This window comes from Dethiosulfovibrio russensis (assembly GCF_021568855.1).
Lineage (GTDB): Bacteria > Synergistota > Synergistia > Synergistales > Dethiosulfovibrionaceae > Dethiosulfovibrio > Dethiosulfovibrio russensis.
This window is the reverse complement of sequence record NZ_JAKGUG010000006.1, coordinates 70,514-90,126: the sequence shown is the minus strand read 5'-3', so window position 1 is coordinate 90,126 and position 19,613 is coordinate 70,514. Positions and strand designations below refer to the sequence as shown.

At 54.3% G+C, this 19,613-nt stretch carries 16 protein-coding genes; 7 read left to right on the top strand and 9 right to left on the bottom strand.

Annotated features, from left to right (window positions below):
- The first annotated feature begins 1 nt into the window (after window position 1).
- The gene (locus tag L2W48_RS08310; RefSeq protein ID WP_236099703.1) at window positions 2-448 is read left to right on the top strand and encodes a DUF340 domain-containing protein; all 447 of its coding nucleotides are present in this window, start codon (window positions 2-4) and stop codon (window positions 446-448) included.
- A 39-nt stretch (window positions 449-487) separates the two neighbouring features.
- On the opposite strand, the gene pepF is transcribed toward L2W48_RS08310, so the two are convergent.
- Together pepF and L2W48_RS08300 are read right to left on the bottom strand one after the other, a co-directional pair.
- Window positions 488-2,290 carry an oligoendopeptidase F gene (gene pepF / locus L2W48_RS08305; RefSeq protein ID WP_236099704.1) on the bottom strand — a complete coding sequence of 601 codons (1,803 nt, stop codon included), beginning with the start codon at window positions 2,288-2,290 and terminating at the stop codon, window positions 488-490.
- Window positions 2,291-2,317: 27 nt separating this feature from the next.
- Window positions 2,318-3,715 (bottom strand): hypothetical protein, encoded by a 1,398-nt coding sequence (locus tag L2W48_RS08300; RefSeq protein WP_236099705.1) that lies wholly within the window; start codon window positions 3,713-3,715, stop codon window positions 2,318-2,320.
- A 194-nt stretch (window positions 3,716-3,909) separates the two neighbouring features.
- Between L2W48_RS08300 and L2W48_RS08295 the strand changes: the two genes are divergently transcribed.
- The 3 genes from L2W48_RS08295 (at window position 3,910) to L2W48_RS08285 (ending at window position 7,515) form a co-directional block, all read left to right on the top strand.
- Window positions 3,910-4,887 (top strand): TAXI family TRAP transporter solute-binding subunit, encoded by a 978-nt coding sequence (locus L2W48_RS08295; protein ID WP_236099706.1) that lies wholly within the window; start codon window positions 3,910-3,912, stop codon window positions 4,885-4,887.
- Window positions 4,888-4,983: 96 nt separating this feature from the next.
- Window positions 4,984-6,852, top strand: coding sequence for a TRAP transporter permease (locus L2W48_RS08290; protein WP_236099707.1), 1,869 nt, complete (start codon window positions 4,984-4,986; stop codon window positions 6,850-6,852).
- A gap of 210 nt (window positions 6,853-7,062) precedes the next feature.
- Window positions 7,063-7,515, top strand: a complete 453-nt coding sequence (locus tag L2W48_RS08285) for an Hsp20/alpha crystallin family protein (RefSeq protein WP_236099708.1) — start codon at window positions 7,063-7,065, stop codon at window positions 7,513-7,515.
- A gap of 41 nt (window positions 7,516-7,556) precedes the next feature.
- On the opposite strand, the gene L2W48_RS08280 is transcribed toward L2W48_RS08285, so the two are convergent.
- The 7 genes from L2W48_RS08280 to L2W48_RS08250 all read right to left on the bottom strand — a co-directional run bounded on the left by L2W48_RS08280 (window position 7,557) and on the right by L2W48_RS08250 (window position 14,388).
- Window positions 7,557-8,507 carry a 2-hydroxyacid dehydrogenase gene (locus L2W48_RS08280; protein WP_236099709.1) on the bottom strand — a complete coding sequence of 317 codons (951 nt, stop codon included), beginning with the start codon at window positions 8,505-8,507 and terminating at the stop codon, window positions 7,557-7,559.
- Window positions 8,504-9,577, bottom strand: coding sequence for a butyrate kinase (gene buk, locus L2W48_RS08275; RefSeq protein WP_236099710.1), 1,074 nt, complete (start codon window positions 9,575-9,577; stop codon window positions 8,504-8,506). The genes L2W48_RS08280 and buk (L2W48_RS08275) overlap by 4 nt, the downstream gene beginning before the upstream one ends.
- 70 nt (window positions 9,578-9,647) lie before the next feature.
- A complete protein-coding gene (locus tag L2W48_RS08270) occupies window positions 9,648-10,577 on the bottom strand; it encodes a bifunctional enoyl-CoA hydratase/phosphate acetyltransferase (protein ID WP_236099711.1) in 930 nt (309 codons plus the stop codon).
- Between the two features lie 110 nt (window positions 10,578-10,687).
- Window positions 10,688-11,581 carry a bifunctional enoyl-CoA hydratase/phosphate acetyltransferase gene (locus L2W48_RS08265; protein ID WP_236099712.1) on the bottom strand — a complete coding sequence of 298 codons (894 nt, stop codon included), beginning with the start codon at window positions 11,579-11,581 and terminating at the stop codon, window positions 10,688-10,690.
- Between the two features lie 6 nt (window positions 11,582-11,587).
- On the bottom strand, window positions 11,588-12,676 hold the full coding sequence (buk, locus tag L2W48_RS08260; RefSeq protein ID WP_236099713.1) for a butyrate kinase: 1,089 nt from the start codon (window positions 12,674-12,676) through the stop codon (window positions 11,588-11,590).
- A gap of 74 nt (window positions 12,677-12,750) precedes the next feature.
- Window positions 12,751-13,755 carry a hypothetical protein gene (locus tag L2W48_RS08255; RefSeq protein ID WP_236099714.1) on the bottom strand — a complete coding sequence of 335 codons (1,005 nt, stop codon included), beginning with the start codon at window positions 13,753-13,755 and terminating at the stop codon, window positions 12,751-12,753.
- A gap of 15 nt (window positions 13,756-13,770) precedes the next feature.
- Window positions 13,771-14,388 carry a metallophosphoesterase gene (locus tag L2W48_RS08250; RefSeq protein WP_236099715.1) on the bottom strand — a complete coding sequence of 206 codons (618 nt, stop codon included), beginning with the start codon at window positions 14,386-14,388 and terminating at the stop codon, window positions 13,771-13,773.
- Window positions 14,389-14,599: 211 nt separating this feature from the next.
- On the opposite strand from L2W48_RS08250, the gene L2W48_RS08245 reads away from it, so the two are divergent.
- The 3 genes from L2W48_RS08245 (at window position 14,600) to L2W48_RS08235 (ending at window position 19,551) form a co-directional block, all read left to right on the top strand.
- On the top strand, window positions 14,600-16,324 hold the full coding sequence (locus tag L2W48_RS08245) for a DEAD/DEAH box helicase (protein WP_236114916.1): 1,725 nt from the start codon (window positions 14,600-14,602) through the stop codon (window positions 16,322-16,324).
- Between the two features lie 280 nt (window positions 16,325-16,604).
- Window positions 16,605-18,137 carry a histidine ammonia-lyase gene (hutH, locus tag L2W48_RS08240; RefSeq protein WP_236100027.1) on the top strand — a complete coding sequence of 511 codons (1,533 nt, stop codon included), beginning with the start codon at window positions 16,605-16,607 and terminating at the stop codon, window positions 18,135-18,137.
- Window positions 18,138-18,240: 103 nt separating this feature from the next.
- On the top strand, window positions 18,241-19,551 hold the full coding sequence (locus L2W48_RS08235; protein ID WP_236100026.1) for a Na+/H+ antiporter family protein: 1,311 nt from the start codon (window positions 18,241-18,243) through the stop codon (window positions 19,549-19,551).
- Window positions 19,552-19,613 lie beyond the last annotated feature (62 nt).

The window sequence follows — 19,613 nt, the reverse complement described above, 5'->3', positions numbered from 1 at the left end:
GATGAAAATCTCCGAAACCATAGCGGTATTGGTAATAGTTGCCGTAATGAGCCTCGTCGGCAACCTGGTAGGCTTCCACAACGGCATAATAGAATCCCTCCCGGGAATGATATTCCTTTTAGCCCTTTGCGTAGCGGGAGTGATTATGAGAAACGTCGTCCCGGGAAATATACCCAGCGTGGCCTGGATCGTCCTGATAGGCTGCATCGTGACATACCCCGGATTCCCCGGCTCTGCCCAGCTCAGCGCCTGGGTAGGCAAGGTCAGTTTTCTGTCCCTGACCACCCCCATTCTGGCCTATGCCGGACTATCCATCGGCAAGGACCTGGACATGCTGAAGAAAACCGGCTGGCGGATAGTAGTGGTCGCCATATTCGTCTTCGTGGGAACATATATCGGATCGGCTCTCATAGCTCAGGGAGTCCTCTCCGCCACCGGACAACTTTAAAGAATAGGCCCGTTCGAGTTTTCGTCGAACGGGCCTATTCTATACCGAAATCTTCCTTAGCTCCTCTATCTTCTCCCCGAAAAGCCTCAAGGCCGACCGAACAGGCTCGGGGCTCGTCATATCAACTCCGGCCCCTCTGAGCAAATCTATGGAATTCTTGGAGCTTCCGCTCTTCAAAAAATCTATATATCTCTCTCGCGACGGTTCTCCCCCGGTAAGAATCCCCTCGGCCAAGGCGGTGGCCGCCGCATAGCCAGTAGCGTACTGATATACGTAGAAGGGAGAGTAAAAGTGAGGTATCCTGGCCCATTCGACCTCTATCTCCTTGTCCACCACTATATCGGGACCGTAATAATCCCTGTTGAGCTCTCCCCAGAGGGATGACAACGTCTCCGGTGTCAAGGGGATTCCTTCCTCCGCCATACGGTGTACCTTCAGCTCGAACTCGGCGAACATAGTCTGCCTGAACACCGTCGTACGAACCTGCTCGAGATAATAGTTCAAGAGGAAAGACCTGTCCTTAGGCCTGTTCTCCAACATATGCTCCATGAGCAACACCTCGTTGGTGGTGGAGGCTACCTCGGCGACGAATATGGTGTAATCGCCGTAAACAGGGGGCTGGAACTTATGGGAATGCCAGGAATGCAGGGAATGCCCCATCTCGTGAGCAAGGGTGAACACGTCCCTTAGGGTGCCGTTGTAGTTGAGCAATACGAAGGGATTGGTCCCGTAGCTACCCCAAGAATAAGCTCCTTTTCTCTTCCCCTGGCTCTCGTAGACGTCTATCCACCGTCCATCGAACCCCTCTTTCAAAACGTCCAGATAGCCATCCCCCAAAGGAGACAGCCCGGCCAGCACCGTCTTCTTGGCGTCTTCCCAGGATATATCCTCATCCGGTTCCTCCACTATGGGAACGTAAAGGTCGTACATATGGAGCTCGTCCAACCCTAGGGAGCTCTTTCGCAACGATACGTAGTCGTGCAACAGAGGCAGGCCCTCCCTGACGGCCTCTATGAGATTATCGTAAACCGACAGGGGGATGTCACCTCCGTCCAACGCGGCCTCCCGACTCGATCCATATCGGTGCACCCTGGCGTCGAAGACGCTCTCCTTGACGGCAGATCCGAACGAGGCAGCCAAGGTATTTCGAAAGCTTCCGTAGGTATCGTGAATTCCCTTGAAGGCTCCCTCTCTGACAGAACGGTCCTTGGACCTTATGAGACGATAGTAGCGTTCCTCCGAAAGCTCGACGGGCTCCCCACTCTCATCCTGGATCGAGGGGAATTTCATATCTCCGTTGGTGAGCATCGAGAAAATAAGCTCAGGGGCATTGGCTATCTCGCCCATTCCCGAGAGGAGCTCCTCCTCCCTGGCGCTCAAAACATGAGTCTTCTTACGGATTATCTGTTCTATATGGTATCTGTACATCTCCAACTCGGGCAAGTCGTCGAAAAACGAGGCAAGTCTCGACTCCTCGATTCCGAGGATCTCGGGAACCACGTAAGCCAACGCGGTAGAGAACCTTACGTGGAGTGCCATAGCCCTATCGGCCATGGCTTTCGCCTCTCCATCGGACGCATCCTCGTGACTTTTCATCGTGGCATAGACGAAAACCTTTCCCAGCTCCAGGCTAACTCTGTCTATTTCCTTAAGACACCCCAAAAGACAGGAAGCCTCGTCTCCCAACTTTCCTGAGAAGGATTCCAGAGGCTCTACAGACTCAGCGACCCCTCGCCAAGCGTTTTCCCACTCCTCTATTCCACCGTATATAGAGCTCAAATCCCATTTATAACTGTTCTCTATCTCCGACCTGACCGGGATAGACCTGCTACCGGATGCCATTCGATCAACTCCTTAAAAAATCCGCCATCAGGATATACCGGATATCCTAAGGACCTCCGGTTCTCCTCTATGTTCGTCGAAAGCGACCACCCGACCGTTGCCGAGGTCGGCCACATACACAACACCGTCTCTGATCGCCACGTCCGACGGAGAGAAAAGTCTCTGCCATCTTCTGTCACCATATACGGTCGAGACCTCCATAGTTCTTACGTCCAGGGCCCTAATCCTGTCGTTGTAGCTATCGGCTATATAAAGGGAGCCTCCGGATAGACACATCCCCAACGGCCTCTGTAGTAAGGCTCTCGAGGCGATCCCGTCCCTACATCCGTAAAGAGACGGTCCCTCCCCTATCAAGGTCGTAATTTTTCCCGTAGATGGATCGATACACCTTATAGAGGAAGAGCCGCTATCGCTGAAGAAAAGCAGATTACCGTATGACAGCAATGCCTCCGGCTGCCCCATCGTCGCCGTGTAAGGAGGGCCGTCGTCCATCCCGCCTCCTCCGTTTCCCGCAAAGGGCCTCGCCCCTCCTCCAGACATGGACTGAACCCAGATCTGCCTTGTGCCGGGCGATGCCAAATATAACATATCGTCACGGCAAACCACGTCTCTGACCGCTCCAAAAGATCTGGGGCCCACCAGATTGGACTTTGAAGGCTTTCCCGAATACGAGGAAATCTCCCTTCCGTTTCGGTCGAAGATCCTAACGGTCTCGGCCCCCCTGTCGGCGACGTAGATTTTTTCCGGATCGATCGAAAACCCAGTTGGACAGGATCTAAATCCGGGACGGTCCATAGGAATAGACCTTTTAAGCACCGCCGATCTTCCATCGGGATCCAGCTGGGCAAGGAGGAGCCTCCTCTCCCTGCCGTCCAACACGGCCAAGGTATCCCCCTCTACAGCCAGACGCAAGGGCAAAAAGCTCCGTCCGCTCCACAAAAACCTCTGCTGTGCCCCGGGACGGAGATCACCTGTTACCCTGGCGGTCCTCCCCATGGATTTTAAGACGGGACGGACCAACTCAGGAGGCAGTATCCCTTCCCTGGCCCAGGTCAAAGCGCCGGTGGGGTCCACAACCACGGTGGAGGGCCACCTATTTATGAGATAGGCCTTCCTTATGTTCTTCCTGGAATCGTCGTAAACCGGAAAATCTATACCGGCACAGTCGAGGACGGACAGAATTCGACGAGACTCCTTTTCGGCAGGAAAACGGGGACAATGGACCCCTATCAGATCGACCGCATCCCTGTCCTCCTCTCTGAGCCTCATCAGTCCGTCCACGACGGAGAGATCGTCATCGCTCATGGCATTGAAGAAGACCAACACCGTGACCCTTCCGACGCCGGGCAACCTGATCGAGGTTCCATCGACTATCCTATCGGGCAAATCCGGAGCCGGAGCGGCTCCTCCGTAGATCGTGACCATATGGCACCTCCTGTACTCCCGGGATTATACAACCTAATCGAGCACGCCTCGATTAGTATACCAAATACAAAAAACAAACTTCATCTCTTGGAATTGACAGAGAGACAAGGCTTAGAGTATAGTAAACTAGTGTACATATATATAGCGTCCCTCAGGGGAAGGATTGGAACGAAACATTTTAAGGAGGGGATAAGATGAAAAAATTTCTTTTAGCTTTGATGGCTCTTGCACTGATAGTGGGTACGGTAGGTACGGCCATGGCGGAGGATCCGGCACAGCTCAGGTTCATGGCAGGACCTCCCGGCGGAAACTGGTTTGCCCTAGGAGGGTCTCTTTCCGATATGTGGAGCAAGAACGGACTGCCCACCACCAGCGGAACCGGTGGCGGGGTCTCCAATATAGTCAATGCCGACAGGGCCAAGGGTGACATGGGCTTCTCGGTCACATCCATGGTGGGAGCCGCGACCAAGGGCGGAGAACCTCCCTTCAAGGACCCTCTTAGCAACGTATCCGTATTGGCAAACCTCTATACCCAGTACACCTACTTCATCGTCCGCAAGGACTTCGCGGAGGAAAACGGAATAAAGACGGTGGGAGATATCGTCGAGAAGAAGCTACCAGTCCGTTTCGCCACTTTGAAGCCTGGAACGTCCTCCGAGTTCGTCATCCGCAACGTCTTCAGCAAGGGATACGGCATCAACTACCGTAAGGCCATAAACGACTGGGGAGGAAAGGTAGAGTTCTCCTCTTATTCCGACGGCTCCAACCTCCTGGCTGACAACCATATCGACTGCTTCGCCTTCTCCGTAGGCAGAGTCGCCTCGGTGGTCATGCAGATAGAGAGCCAGACAGACATAGTCATTCTGCCGGTAGACGAAAAAGCCCGTCAGGCCATGACCGAAGCCTTCGGGACGGTCTCCTTCACCATCGAGCCCGGCATATACAAATCCGTGACCGAGCCGGTGGAGACCATCGGAGACTACACCTGTGTCGTCGTGAGAAACGATCTATCCGAAGATCTGACCTACAAGCTCGCCAAACTGATATGGGAAAACAAGGAAACCCTCGCCAAGGGAGTTAAGGATATGCAGGAACTCAGCCCCGAATCGGCGGTTCCGGCAGCAGTTCCCGCTCACCCCGGCGCCGCTAAGTTCTGGAAAAGCGTCCAGTAAAGAGAGAGACAAACCGATACGAGATCGCGGGTGACGACAGTCGCCCGCCTTTTTGTTTGACAGAAACACATCCCCTTAAGGAGAGTTGATTTCAATATGAGAAAACTGCAAGGGACCACGGCCAAGCTGTTCTACCTTTACGTCTTGGCCATGGGTTTTTTCCACCTCTACACCGCTCTCTTCGGAACCTACGAAGCCTATCTTCAGAGAGCCATACATCTGACCTGGGTCCTGCCTATGGCGTTCATCCTCTATCCCATAGGAGGCAAAAAAGAAGGCCAGGAATTGACCGACAACTCAATACCTTGGTACGACTGGATCCTTGCCGCAGCTTCCCTGGCACCGGGAATCTACATCATGGCCAACTACACCGACATAACCTACAGGATGGCACAGGTCGACCCAGTCACCACGGCACAGCTTATACTGGGATCCCTGTTGACGGTGCTCTTGCTTGAGGCCACTAGGAGGGTAGTCGGATTGCCACTGGCGCTCATCGCCGCCTTCTTCACCGCCTATATGTACTACGGAAACTACATGCCAGGCATAATGAAGGGACTTTCCTTCTCTTTCCACGAGGTCATAGAGCAAATCTACCTCATCGACGAGGGAATATTCTCGATACCTCTGGGCGTCTCCGCCACTTTCGTCATGATATTCCTCATCTTCGGAGGATTCCTGGAAAAAAGCGGCGTCGGAGCCTATTTCATGGAGTTCGCTCAGGCATTTACCGGAACCTCCCCGGGAGGACCGGCCAAGATAGCGGTCGTAAGCTCGGCTCTCTTCGGGTCCATTTCCGGAGCTGCCGTAGCTAACGTCTACGGCACGGGAACCTTCACGATCCCTCTCATGAAGAGGATCGGCTATCCTCCTTTCTTCGCAGGAGCGGTAGAGGCGGTAGCAAGCACAGGAGGACAGATAATGCCTCCCATCATGGGGGCCGGAGCATTCATAATGGCCTCCTTCCTTGGGGAACAGTTTCGCACGATAATGATAGCGGCGGTCCTTCCGGCCCTGCTCTATTATGCGGCGGTTCTGCTTATGGTCCATCTGGGAGCCCTTAAAAACAACCTGAAGGGGCTCTCTCCGGAGGATCTTCCGGACAAAAAAGTAGTCATCAAGAAACTTTACATGATGTCCCCTATAGTTGTGCTCATCTACCTGCTATTGACTGGCTACACTCCCATGCTGGCCGCGGTGATAGGCATAGGAGCGGCCTGGCTCGTTTCGATGCCCAACAAAGAGACCAGGATGGGACCCAAGGCGATCCTGGACGCTGTCTACACCGGGGCCAAGAACATACCGGTGGTCTGCATCGCCTGCGCCGCCGCCGGACTGGTGGTCGGATCGGTATCTCTGACCGGGATAGGGTTCAAGTTCGTAGGGCTGGTGTTCTCCCTCGCCAACGGAGCACCCTTCATAGCCCTCATCCTTATAGCACTGGTATCTTTGGTGCTCGGCATGGGGCTTCCCACCACCAGCGCCTATATACTCGGCGCCGCCTTGGGAGTTCCGGCCCTGGCGAAACTGGGATTCGACCCTTTGGCAGCCCATATGTTCGTGTTCTACTTCGCCATAGTATCGAACATAACCCCTCCGGTGGCTCTGGCCGCCTACGCAGCCAGCTCCATAGCTGACGCAAGCCCCAACAAAACGGGCTTCCAGGCTATGAAACTGGGAATATTGGCCTTCATCATCCCCTTCGCATTCTGTTACGACCAGGGATTGCTGCTTTCCGCCGGATTGACTAACAACGTGATCTCCGTCTTGGGAGGGATAGGAGCCCTATTCTCCATGGGGTACTCAATGTTGGCCTACACCAACCACAGGATCCACCACTGGCAGAGAGCGGTATTTCTCGTGGTAGGAGTTGCCTGTTTATGGCCTATGTTTACCGTGAAAATTGCCGGGATTATCGCGACCATCGTATTCGGATGGCTATGGAGAGCAAAAACTACTGGCTGAGCTAATCACGAAATCGTAAAAACAGGAGGAACCAGCTGGTTCCTCCTGTTTTTTTGCGAAAAAAGCTCAAAACAAAAAATAAGAGATCCTGTCTCTCCCTAAACGTAAATATAAAGCCTCGACCAACCTTGCCTGACCAATGCTGACGTATATAATAGAAGCACGGACCAAGATCAGCTAAGGTCAAATAACTTTATGGAGGTGGATCGTATGAGACGGTATTTGGTTCCTCGCAGCACAGGAAGGTCTGTCATGGATCCCTTTTCCTTCATGGACAACGCGATGAGGACGATGTTCAGGGACTTCGACGAGACATTCAGGGGAGAGGAGAACAGATCACTGGCCCCTAACATGGACCTTTATAGAAAGGAAGGCAAGATCACGTTGGTGATGGACCTTCCGGGAATCTCAAAAGAGGACATCGACCTTAAGGTCTATAAGGACAGAATAGAGGTCAGGGCACAGAGAAAGGAATACTGCACCGACGAAGAGGACTGTCTCCACAACGAGAGATTCTACGGATCCCTGGCCAGGATGATAACCCTTCCGGCCGAGATAGACTCCGATTCCGTACAGGCAAACTACACCGACGGAGTTCTCAAGATAGAGGTCGACGAGCTTAAGACAGGCGGAGAGGGAAAGACGATAGCGATCGAGGGATAGGAAATACAGAGCCGGGAGCAGCTGCTCCCGGCTCGGCTTTTTCAGTAAACCAGATTTCTAGGGTTACCGGATATCCAGGCGCAGACGTTATCGAACGCCATAACGGCCCTCTTCTCCAACGCCTCCGGAGTGGCGAAGGCCACGTGAGGAGTAAGAACGCAGTTGGGAGCTTCCAGCAGAGGGTAATCCTTAGGGATAGGAGGTTCCATGTCGAACACGTCTATCCCGGCTCCGGAAAGCCTCCCCGACGTCAGGGCCTCGGCCAATCGATCGTTATCGACTATAGGGCCTCTGGCGGTGTTGATCAGTATCGCCGAGGGCTTCATCATAGCCAATTTTTCCTCTCCGATCAGGCCGACTGTCTGATCGTTGCATGGAACGTGAATCGACACGATATCGCTGGAAGCCATAAGTTCTTCCAGGGTAACGTAGCTCACTCCCAACTCTTTGAGGTCGTCCCTCTCGGTTCGACTATACGCCAAAACCGGGCACCCCAAAACGCGGAAGATCTTCGCTACTTTACAGCCGATAGCCCCGGTTCCGACGATCCCCACGGTTTTGCCGGCTATCTCGTTGCCCAGAAGCCCCGCTTTAGTTGCACCGTCACGGACTGCGCGATCGCAGGGCAGGATGTTTCTGCATACCGCTACGGACAGCCCTAAGGCCAACTCCGCAACGGAGTCGGTGGAATATCCGGCACAGTTGGACACAGTTATGCCTCTTTCCATGCAAACCCTCATATCGACGTGGTCGTACCCTGTAAAGGCTACGGAGATCATCTTCAATGAATCGGCGCCGGCTATGACCTCACCGGGAAGGGGCATGTTGGCTATGATAGCCACGTCCACGCCGGAAAGCCTGGATATGTTTTCGTCTCGATCGTCTGACCTCGGAAAAGACGAGAAATCGTGTCCGTCCTTCGTAAGCGAGGCCGCCAGCCTTTCCAGGGAGTTTTCCGATATCCCCAGCGGCTCGAGAAGAGCTATCTTCATCTCTCGTAAACCCTGGGGGATTCCTTACCTGACATAACCCTGTAGGCTCCGTCGGCCAAAGCCTTCAGCTCGTCCTCACCGGGATATACCTTCACCGGGGCAATGAAGGCGACCCTACGTCGGATTTCATCGACGAAGACATCCGAGTAGGCTAGCCCCCCGGTGAGCAGGATGGCATCCACCTCTCCCTCCAGGGAAGCGGCTCTGGAACCTATCTCCTTGGCCACCTGATAGGCCATGGTCCTGAAGACGAGATCGGCCTTCTCGTCTCCATCCTCCATCCTTCTCTGGACCTCCCGCAGATCGTTGGTACCCAAATGGGCCACCAGACCGCCTTTTCCGCTCAGTTTCTTGCGAAGCTCCTTTTCCGTCACGGTTCCCCCGAAACAGAGCTTTACGAGTCCTCCGGTGGGAAGGGTTCCCGCCCTCTCCGGGGAAAATGGACCATCTCCGTCCAGAGCGTTGTTGACGTCTATGACCCGACCTCCTCTGTGGGCTCCTACGGATATGCCTCCACCCATATGAGCGACAACGAAGGAACAGTCTTCGTACGCTTTTCCCATCTCGTCCGCGGCGGTCCTGGCAATAGCCTTCTGGTTGAGGGCGTGAAAGATGGAACGACGCTCTATCTCGGGCAGACCGGACAGTCTGGCCTCGTCGACCAATTCATCGACCACGACGGGATCCACGATGAAGGAGTTCTCGGGGCAACCTGCCTCCTCGGCCAGACGCCTGGCGAGAGCCGCTCCGAGGTTGCTTGCGTGAGAACCGTATCTGGCCTCTTTCATGTCCTCCATCATGGCCTCGTTGACCCTGTATGTGCCACCGGGGATGGGTCGAAGAAGCCCTCCCCTTCCGACTACGCCATCCAGGTCGGATAACTCCGCACCCTTATCCTTCAACGCCTTTTTGATCTCGTCAAGACGAAAATCCTCCTGAGCTTCGACCGACGGGAATCGACCTATGACGTCGGAGTCGTATCTCTGGGTGTCGTCCCAAAGCTGAGTCCCGTCCTCGAATAGAGCTATCTTGGTGCTGGTAGAGCCGGGATTGATAGCCAACAGTCGCATCAGACAATACCTCCCTACATCGAGAAAAGGGGCCGACTGGCGGCCCCTCGACAATAGTTATTATGACCGACTACTTGCCGAAATCCGCATGGACCACGGCGGCGGCGATGGACATCAGTTTGGCTCTGGGCGAGTCGGCCCTGCTGGTGAGGATGACTGGAGCGGCGGCTCCCAGGATCATTCCGGCGGTCTCGTTCTCCGAGAAATAGACGATCGCCTTTGCCAGCATATTGCCCGCATCTATATTGGGAACCAGGAACACATCGGCCTTACCGGCCACAGGAGAGGAGATGCCCTTGGTCTTGGCCGATTCCTCGCTCACAGCGTTGTCCAGGGCGAAAGGACCGTCTACGATGCAGTTCTTTATCTGGCCCCTGGCGTTCATCTGAGCCAAGGCGGAGGCGTCCAGGGTGGCTGGCATATCGGGATTGACGACCTCTACCGCGGCGAGAACCGCCACCTTGGGGCACTCCACTCCGAAGGCCCTGGCGAGGTTGACCGTGTTCTGAACGATCTGAGCTTTCTGGGAGAGATCTGGATACATATTGAAGGCCGCGTCGGTGATGAAGAATATACGGTCGAATCCCTTTACCTGATGGAAGTAACAGTGGGAGATGGTGTTCTTTCCTCTGCGCAGCCCGACCTCTTTGTTGAGCATACCGCGAAGGAAATGATTAGTGTGGATCTGTCCCTTCATGTAGACATCGGCCTTGCCGGAGGAGACGAGCTTTACCGCCTCGAGGGCTATCTCCGGTTCGCTACAGGCATCGACGATCTCGTAGTTTGCCATGTCGACTCCGACCTTTTCGGCCGCCGCCTTTATGGCTTTCTCGTCTCCCACCAGATAGAAATCGGCTATGCCGGAAACCCTGGCTTCTTCCAGCGCGGTCAGAAGACCGGGATCGTCGGCCTTGGCCACGCTGATCTTTTTCTTGCCCTTCTCCGCACCGATTTTCTTGGCGTACTCCAACAAGGCACTCAACGAACGAAGCTGTTCCATGAGAAAAAAAGCCCCCTCTGAGATATTTGATATGACGTCTCTCTGCCCCACTTTCAGGACCTAACGAGAGACTAAACCTCCATACATTATACACCGTATCGAGAAATTCTTCAGGAAATCGCGGCTCCTAAAGCGATGGAAAGAAGCTTTGTATCCATGGAGTCGAAACGACTGGTCATAACGATAGGACGCCTAGCTCCCAGTATGACCCCTGCTGTCCTGCAACCGGCCAAGAACATGGCGGTCTTTCCGACCAGATTCCCCGCCTCTATGTCGGGAACGACCAGCAGATCGGCCTTTCCTGCCACGGGAGAATCGATTTTTTTGATTGCTGCGGCCTCGGGGCTCACCGCATTATCCAGAGCCAGAGGGCCATCTACGAGACATCCCTCGATCTGTCCTCTGGCGGCCATCATGGTAAGGGAGGCGGCATCTATAGTGGCCGTCATATCCGGATTGACCGACTCGACAGCGGCAAGCACCGCCACCTTCGGGCACTCGACCCCGAGAGAATGATAGCATCCTACGGCGTTCTTTATGATTTCCGCCTTAGCGCTGAGATTCGGGTACATATTCATCCCGCCGTCGGTTATACCTAAAACCCTGCCCAACGGTGGAACCTCTACGAATACCAGATGGGACAGCAAAGCTCCGGACCGAAGTCCCCACTCCTTGTTCAATACCGCCTTGAGCAAAGTAGCGGTCTTGACCAGTCCCTTCATGAGGAGATCGGCCTTCCCGGAAGAGACCAGCTTGACCGTCCTCTCTGTGGCGGAATAATCGTCACATTCCTCGACGATCTCGAAACCGTCCAGAGAAAGCCCAAGCTCGGAAGCCTTGGCCCTTATCCTATCGGAATCGCCCACGAGGATCGCCTGGACAAAACCTCTCCTTTGGGCCTCACAGACGGCCTCCAAAGTGTCCTCTCCATAAGGACAGGCCACGGCTATTTTCTTCACCCCCGAATCGGTACAAGCGTCGAACAAAAAATCCAGATTTTTCACGATAGATCACAGAACTCCTTTCACCGTATCTGCATAGGACCTGGCTTTCTCCTCGTCCTTCAAAACCCTCAAGGCCCCCTCCGCAAGGGCCTCCATCTCTCCCTCTCCGGGATAGACGAGACAGGGGGCTACCCACTGGACCCTTCTCTGAACGGAGGCGACGAACTCGCTGTCGTATGCTACCCCTCCCGTGAAGAGAATCGCCGACACATCTCCCGAAAGAGCGGCCGCCATAGAGCCGATAGCTCCGGCTATCTGAAACGACATGGAGTTTCGGACGAGCTCCGCCTCCCTGTCTCCGGAGCCTGCTCTCTCTGATACCTCCCTCATGTCGCTGGTGCCGAGATAGGCGAAGACCCCACCCTTGCCAGCCAACCTCTTTTTGAGATCGGACATAGGGATCTTTCCTCCGAAACAGAGTCCTACCAGGTCCCCCGCCGGCATGCCTCCGGCTCTCTCGGGAGAGAAGGGACCGAAATCGTTCCCGCTGTTGAAATCGATCAATTTGCCATCGCTATGGGCGCAGATCGTCATGCCGCCTCCCATATGGACCACGACGTACTTACTGCTTTGCCAGTCGACGCCGAGATCCTTCGCTGCCCTTCGAACCGTGGCTTTTACGTTCAGAGCATGGTTCAAGGGGATCCTTGGCAGCTCGGGCAAGCCACTCAGACGAGCCAGATCGTCCAGTTCGTCCACAGAGACCGGATCCACTATGAAAGCTGGAATGCCCCTCGAAGACGCTATGGCGTCGGCCAAGATCCCTCCCAGGTTCGAAGCGTGGTCCCAGGGCTTGCCGCTTCTCAACCTCTCCAAAAGCGCCTCGTCCACCTCGTAGGTTCCTCCGGGAATCGGATCTATTATCCCTCCCCGGCCTACCACGCAACTGAGATCGTCCAGAGAACTGCCCTTGGCCTCCACCGCTTTTTCTATCGTCTCCATACGGAAAAGATATTGATCGGCGGTCTTCGAGAAAGAGGCTATTCTATCCGCGTCGTGACGAACGGTCTCGGACCACCTCTCTGAACCATCGTCGAACCAGGCTATCTTGGTGCTGGTAGAACCAGGGTTTATAGCTAAAACCTCGTAGGACATAAAAACACCTCTCTCCGCTATCGCGATTTGAACGATAAAAACAAAAAACCCTCACGTAAACCTTACCATAAAAGTCAATGCCAGCGTTTTTCTCCCTTGGACGGTTCGGCGCAAGCCAGTATCTCCGCCTCCAGGCGATCCAGCTCCTCTATCTGATCCGGCTCCAGCATCGCCCTTACTTCCTCTCTCATGGCGGCTCCCATGGAATTTCTATCGGAGTAGGCTCCGGCCGCCACGTCGGTCCAGCTGATCTTTCTCTTCGTCTCGTAAAGATCAAAATCGGCGAATCGATCGGTTCCCTCGACGTATTCCAAACCGACTAGGGCCTTCTTAACCACCTTGGCGTCGAAAAAGGAGAAAAGTCTGATGCAGTAGACCGACACCGGCATGAGGATATGAGCGTAATCCTTACCCCATCCCTCGCCTACAAGCAATCCCAACTCCAGATCGTCCAAGGCTTTGGTAAGACGCTCCACGTGCAATCCGTACCTGCCGAAAGCATCGTATATCCTTATCTCCAGCTGTCTCCATTCGGACTTTTCCATGCTCCTGTTGAAAAGATACATGGCCCTGCGACGAAGCCTGGTTCGAAGTGTCTCGTGAGGCATGGAGACCAGGACAACGTCCTTCTCCATGTCGCCCATGGTCAAGGGTCTAGCAAGCGATTTGGACGTAAAGGATATTATGACCCCGCTGTCGGAATCCCAATCCCATATAGACTCCAAAGACGATATCTGTCCGCCGAAATCCTCGGCGATTTCCTCCATAACCGGTCGATAGTCCCCGTGAACCCTGAAAAGGATCGACCGAGGGAGCCGTCTTACCGACTTGATCATCGAACAGACCCCTTCGGTCAACATGGCCGCCAAAATCACGTCGGGGAAGCTGTCCACCGCGACATACCTTTCGCGGCCTCTCTCCCCCAGGACCAAGACCGTGCTGTCCTCCCCTATACCGTCGAACACCCTCTCCCTGGGAGATTCCGAAAAGGAAAAACCTCCTTCCAGCCAATGAAGTATCTCGGAGACATCTCCCTCCATTCTCACGACCCTGGGGCCACTCCTGACTATGGATAACATCGTCATACCTCCTCACTAAAGACCTATCCTTCTTTTAAGTTGCCTCTGATCGTCTATGTATCCAGGATAGGGGATCCTGTAAACACCTCCAGTCTTCAACGAAAACAAATGTATATCCTCTATGCCGTTGAGACAGCGAATCTCCCCGGAAGGATAGGACAGATCGTGTCCGCATAGCCCCACCATATCAGGAAGATCGGGAATCCTCCAGGAATAGTGGCTAACGACGAAATGCCATCCGGAAGAGGAGAAAAAACCGGTGCCTTCCGCTATATGGCAATGAGGAAACATCTCCTTCACCGAATAAAGATCGTCGTGATTTCCCATACATATCATGGCCTGAAAGTCCCCTCTGGCCACTGCACCATCTAAAATTTTGGACAGAGTCCTGAGTTTATTTCTATAGCATTCGATACGGGCGGGATAGACCTCCAGTTTTATCTGATCCACCAGGTCTCCCGTATGGACCACCCAGGCCGGCCTGATCTTAGATATGATCCTCCTGAGATCGGAAAAAAAGGAGGAGGGTGTGTCGGATATGTGCAACAAAAACTCCCCTGGACGATCCATAACCTCCTCCGGAACGTAAACCGTCCCCAGGAGCCTGCAGGCACCTGCAAGCCAACGCTTCATGAAAACACCTCTTTCGAACCTAAACCTAGGCATACTCGTTCATTTTAATATGAAAGATGCAAAAAGACACGTCCTATCGCTACAAATCGCCTTGACAATCGGAGGACACACTAGGATAATGCTTCCTCATGTGTCGAGAGGAAGCGAAACGTTGTTGTCATCGGTGGTGAAGACGAAGACGTTTCGTGTCGACCCACTGAGGAGGAACGATATGGGTAACACTTTAACCGCAACCGCTTTTGATCGCTACGAACTTAGAGAAGAACTGCTGAACGCACTGGCCGCAAAGGGATTCGATTCGCCCATGCCGGTACAGGAAAAGGTCCTGGAATCGGAAAACAGAGACGGAGACCTGGTCGTACAGGCCCGTACGGGAAGCGGGAAAACCCTTGGTTTTCTACTTCCCCTTCTGAACGAACTGCCCCGGGAAACAGCTACCCCTAGGATACTGGTACTGTCACCCACCAGGGAGCTGGCCCAGCAGATCGCAGGAGAAGCCGAATGGATAGGCAAATACATGGGAATAACCACCGCATCTCTGGTCGGGGGCATGGACATGGAGCGCCAGATAAAAGACCTCCGAAGAGGCTCGGCCCTCGTAGTCGGAACCCCTGGCAGAACGATGGACCACATACGGAGAAAGACCCTCAAGACCGACACAATCCAGACCATCGTCCTAGACGAAGGAGATACTATGTTGGACATGGGCTTTAGAGACGACATAGAGGCTATCCTCAACACCCTGCCCGATCCCCACAGGACATGGCTCTTTTCCGCTACTATGCCGGACGAAGTTGCCTCCCTTACGAAAAGATACCTGGACTCTCCCAGCTGGATAACCCTATGCCACGACGAGGACCAGCACGAGGATATAACCCACAGGGCCTATCTTGTCCCTTCCGGGAAGAGACAGGAAGGACTCGTGAACGTACTCCTTTGGGAAAACCCCGAGATGGGTTTGATCTTCTGCCACACCAAGGCTGGAACGGTTGAGACAATGGAGCGGCTTCAGGAAGAGGGGTTCGCAGCCTCGGCCCTTCACGGAGACATGAGTCAGCTGGAGAGAAACAGCGTCATGAACGCCTTTCGGCAGGGAAGAATCCCCTACCTGGTGGCCACCAACGTCGCAGCCAGAGGACTTGACGTACAGGGAGTGTCTCACGTCATACAGATAGGTCTGCCGGACAACCTGGAGACCTTCGTCCACAGAAGTGGTCGAACCGGAAGAGCCGGTCAGGAAGGCAGAAACATCCTCGTACTGACCCCCAGGGAGAAAGGCCGTTTCAAGGCTATGCTCCGGGCTTCGTCGATGGACCTTAAATGGGCCAATGTACCCGATGTGGCCGAAATAGCCAAAGCGCAGAGAGGACTCAGAGAAAGCGCACTTCTGGGCGGAGACGAGCCGGATCAGGAGATCCAGGCCTGGGCGGACGAGCTTCTGGAGATGATGGCCCCGAGAGACCTGGTAGCCAGATTGCTGGAAAGTTACGTCAACGGCTTACCTAACGGCTACGACCTCAGAAAATCCCTTCAAAACGAGCTCGAAAACCGCCGCTCCGGCAGGGACAGAGGGGACCGCTTCTCCGGGAGAGACCGGAGTAGATCCCCGAGACGGAACGAAAACAGAGGCAATAGAAGCTCTTTCCGTGGAAGAGCCAAATCCATAAAACTGTCGAAGGGACGGATAGATCAGGATTGGTCCGTAGGAAGAATCCTAGCGACCGTCTGTCAGGCCCTCGACGTGGACAGGAACGAGATCGGGAATATCCGCATGAGAGACAACCACACGGAGGTAGAGCTAGGACCTCTCGCTGCAGACAGGATGAACGGCAACGGAGCCAACAAACTCTCCAAATGGGGACTCATGGACGGATCTTCGCAAAATCAGGAAAGAAATACCAAACCTTCGCAAGGCCGGAGACGTTGGGAAAGATAGCTAATAGAAAAAATATAAAGAGAGGGGCGATCGCAAACGCGATCGCCCCTCTCTTTATAATATTTTACGGAGAACGCCCCCTCTATCCGTCTCTCGCAGTAGAGAGATATCCCAACATCTAGATAGCTACCTACCGATGCGATGAAATTGTAGGGTAAATTCAGGTTTTATTTGACAGTTTGAAAAAACAGATGCTAGAATGGTTCAAGTGGATCACTTCGTTGTGTTGTTTTTGTAAAATGGCCACTATACCAAATACTTAGGGGAGGCAATAAGCAAAATGAACAATGTCGTTAAAATCAACGGTCACTCCCTGACCCTAAGGGACCTTGTCAACGTAGCGAGAAACGGTTATGCCGTAGAGATCGAGGAAGAGGCCATCAAAAAGGTCAACTACGCCTCGTCTCTGATCCAAAAATGGGTGGAGGACAACAGGATAATATACGGTGTCACCACCGGATTCGGAGATCTGGCTACGGTGAACGTCGACAGGGAGAAATGCACACTTCTTCAGGAGAACCTCCTGAGGAGCCACGCGGTAGGAGTAGGAGATCCTCTTCCAGTTGAGACCGTCAGAGCTATCATGCTACTAAGGCTCAACGGACTGACAGCCGGACATTCGGGCATCACCCTTGAGACCCTCACCCAGATGGTCAACTTCCTCAACTTGGACATCATCCCCCACGTCCCCTCTCAGGGATCGGTAGGAGCCAGTGGAGACCTCTGCCCCCTCTCGCACATAGCGGTCTCGATGCTAGGAGAGGGAGACGTCTTCTACAAAGGCGTTCGCATGTCCGCCCTGGAGGCGATGAGCAAGGCCGGACTCAAACCGATACACCTCCATCCTAAAGAGGGACTGGCCCTCAACAACGGAACAGCCGCCTTGACCGGACTGGGAGCTATGGCTCTCTGGGACGCCCTTACCGTAGCGAAGACCGCCGACATAGCCGGAGCCCTCTCGGTGGAGGCCCTTCACGGAGTACCCTACGCTTTCGACGAGAGAACCCATGCCATCCGACCCCATCAGGGACAGATCGACGTGGCTTCCAACATAAGAAAGCTCATCCAGGACAGCCAGATCGTGGAGAAGTTCAAACACGAGAGGGTACAGGACGCCTACTCTCTTCGCTGTATCCCCATAGTGCACGGAGCCAGCAGAAACGCCCTTCGTTTCATAAAGGAGACCATCGAGCTGGAGATGAACTCCGTCACAGACAACCCGCTCATCTTCCCCGATTCGGAGGAAGTCATTAGCGGAGGCAATTTCCACGGTCAGCCCATAGCCCTTCCGATGGACTTCTTCGGCATAGCGGTGGCCGAGCTGGGAAGCATCTCCGAGCGTCGAGTCTCCAGGATGGTGGACAAGAGCCTCTCCAACGGTTTGCCCCCTTTCATCATCGCCGACAGCGGCGTGAACAGCGGCTTCATGATCAGCCAGTACACAGCTGCGGCGGTGGTATCGGAAAACAAGACACTGGCCCATCCCGCTTCGGTAGACTCCATTCCTACCTCGGCCAACCAGGAAGACCACGTATCCATGGGATACTGGGCCTCCCTCAAGGGAACCAGGATACTGGAGAATGTCCAGAAGGTCCTGGGAATAGAGATACTCTCCGCCTGCCAGGGAATAGACTTCTCCAAGCCTTTGACCCCTGGTAAGGGAACCAAGGCGGCCTACGATAGATTCCGGGAGGAAGTTCCCTACATAGAAAAGGACGTATTCCTCTATCCCCTCATGGACCAGGCCATCTCCGTCGTGAAATCCGGCGCCCTGGTGGAAGCGGTCGAGAAAGCAGTGGGAGAACTGGCCTAGTACAGACCAAAGAACGGCACGATGACGTTGGAACGAGACACCTCTACGGTGACTCTTATACGGTTCGTCTCAAAAAGAAAAAAAGACTAAGGGGGACGTCACCATGCTATTGCTCAATCCCGTGGTACTTTCAGTCAGCACCATGATAGTCCTGTGTCTTCTCAATCTGAACGTGATATTAGCGCTTATAATCGCCGCCCTGGTGGCGGGGCTAACCGCAGGAATACCTATAGGCGAGACCATGAGCGTCCTCATAGGTGGAATGGGCGGTAACTCCGAGACGGCGTTAAGCTACGTCCTCCTCGGAGCCCTGGCGGTAGCCATCAGCAAGACCGGACTGGCCTCCCTTCTCAGCGTCAAGCTGACCAAGGTGGTCAAGGATAAAAAACACATGCTGCTCCTCATCATCGCCGGTGTAGCCTGTCTTTCTCAGAACCTGATTCCGGTCCACATAGCCTTCATCCCCATACTGATTCCGCCCCTGCTCGGACTGTTCAACAAGCTCAAGCAGGACAGAAGGGCGGTAGCCTGTGCATTGACCTTCGGCCTCAAGGCTCCCTACATCGCGCTTCCCGCGGGATTCGGACTTATCTTCCATGGGATCATCGCCAGGGAGATGACAGCCAACGGCATAACCATGGCTGGCGGAGACATATGGCACTCCTCCTGGATACTTGGGGCGGGAATGGTCATAGGCCTTCTGGTCGCTATATTCATATCCTACAACAAGGACAGAGACTACGAGGACAGGCCTGTGGCCGGTCTGGAGGACGTCAAGGAAATACCCGAGCACATGACCACCTCCCACTGGATGACCCTCGTCGCCGTCGTGGTAGCCTTCGTCATCCAGCTCAAGACCAGCTCTCTGCCCCTGGGTGCCGTAGCGGCACTGGGCATAATGGTCGCGACCGGTGCGATTAAGTGGAAGAGTCTGGACGAGGTCATGTCCGGCAGCCTCGGCATAATGGGCATGATAGCGATAATCATGCTCGTAGCGGCCGGTTACGGCTCGGTCATAAGGGAGACCAAGGCGGTCGACCTCCTGGTCGAAAGCGTCGTGGGAATGGTAGGTGGCAGTAAAGCCTACGGAGCCCTTCTCATGCTTACGGTCGGCCTTCTGGTCACGATGGGCATCGGAACATCCTTCGGCACCATTCCGGTAATAGCCGCAATCTACTGCCCTCTGGCCATAAAACTGGGATTTTCTCCGGCCGCGACGGTCTGCCTCATAGCTGCGGCCGCGGCACTTGGAGACGCAGGATCTCCGGCCTCCGACTCGACCCTCGGGCCGACCTCGGGACTCAACGCCGATGGACAGCACGACCATATCTGGGACACCTGCGTACCGACCTTCCTGCACTACAACATCATACTAATCATCTTCGCAATGATCGGATCGCTGTTTATATTCTAATTTGAGATAAAAACGTACAAACGAGACGAACCTCTCCAAGAAAAAGCCCGGACCTTTAAAGG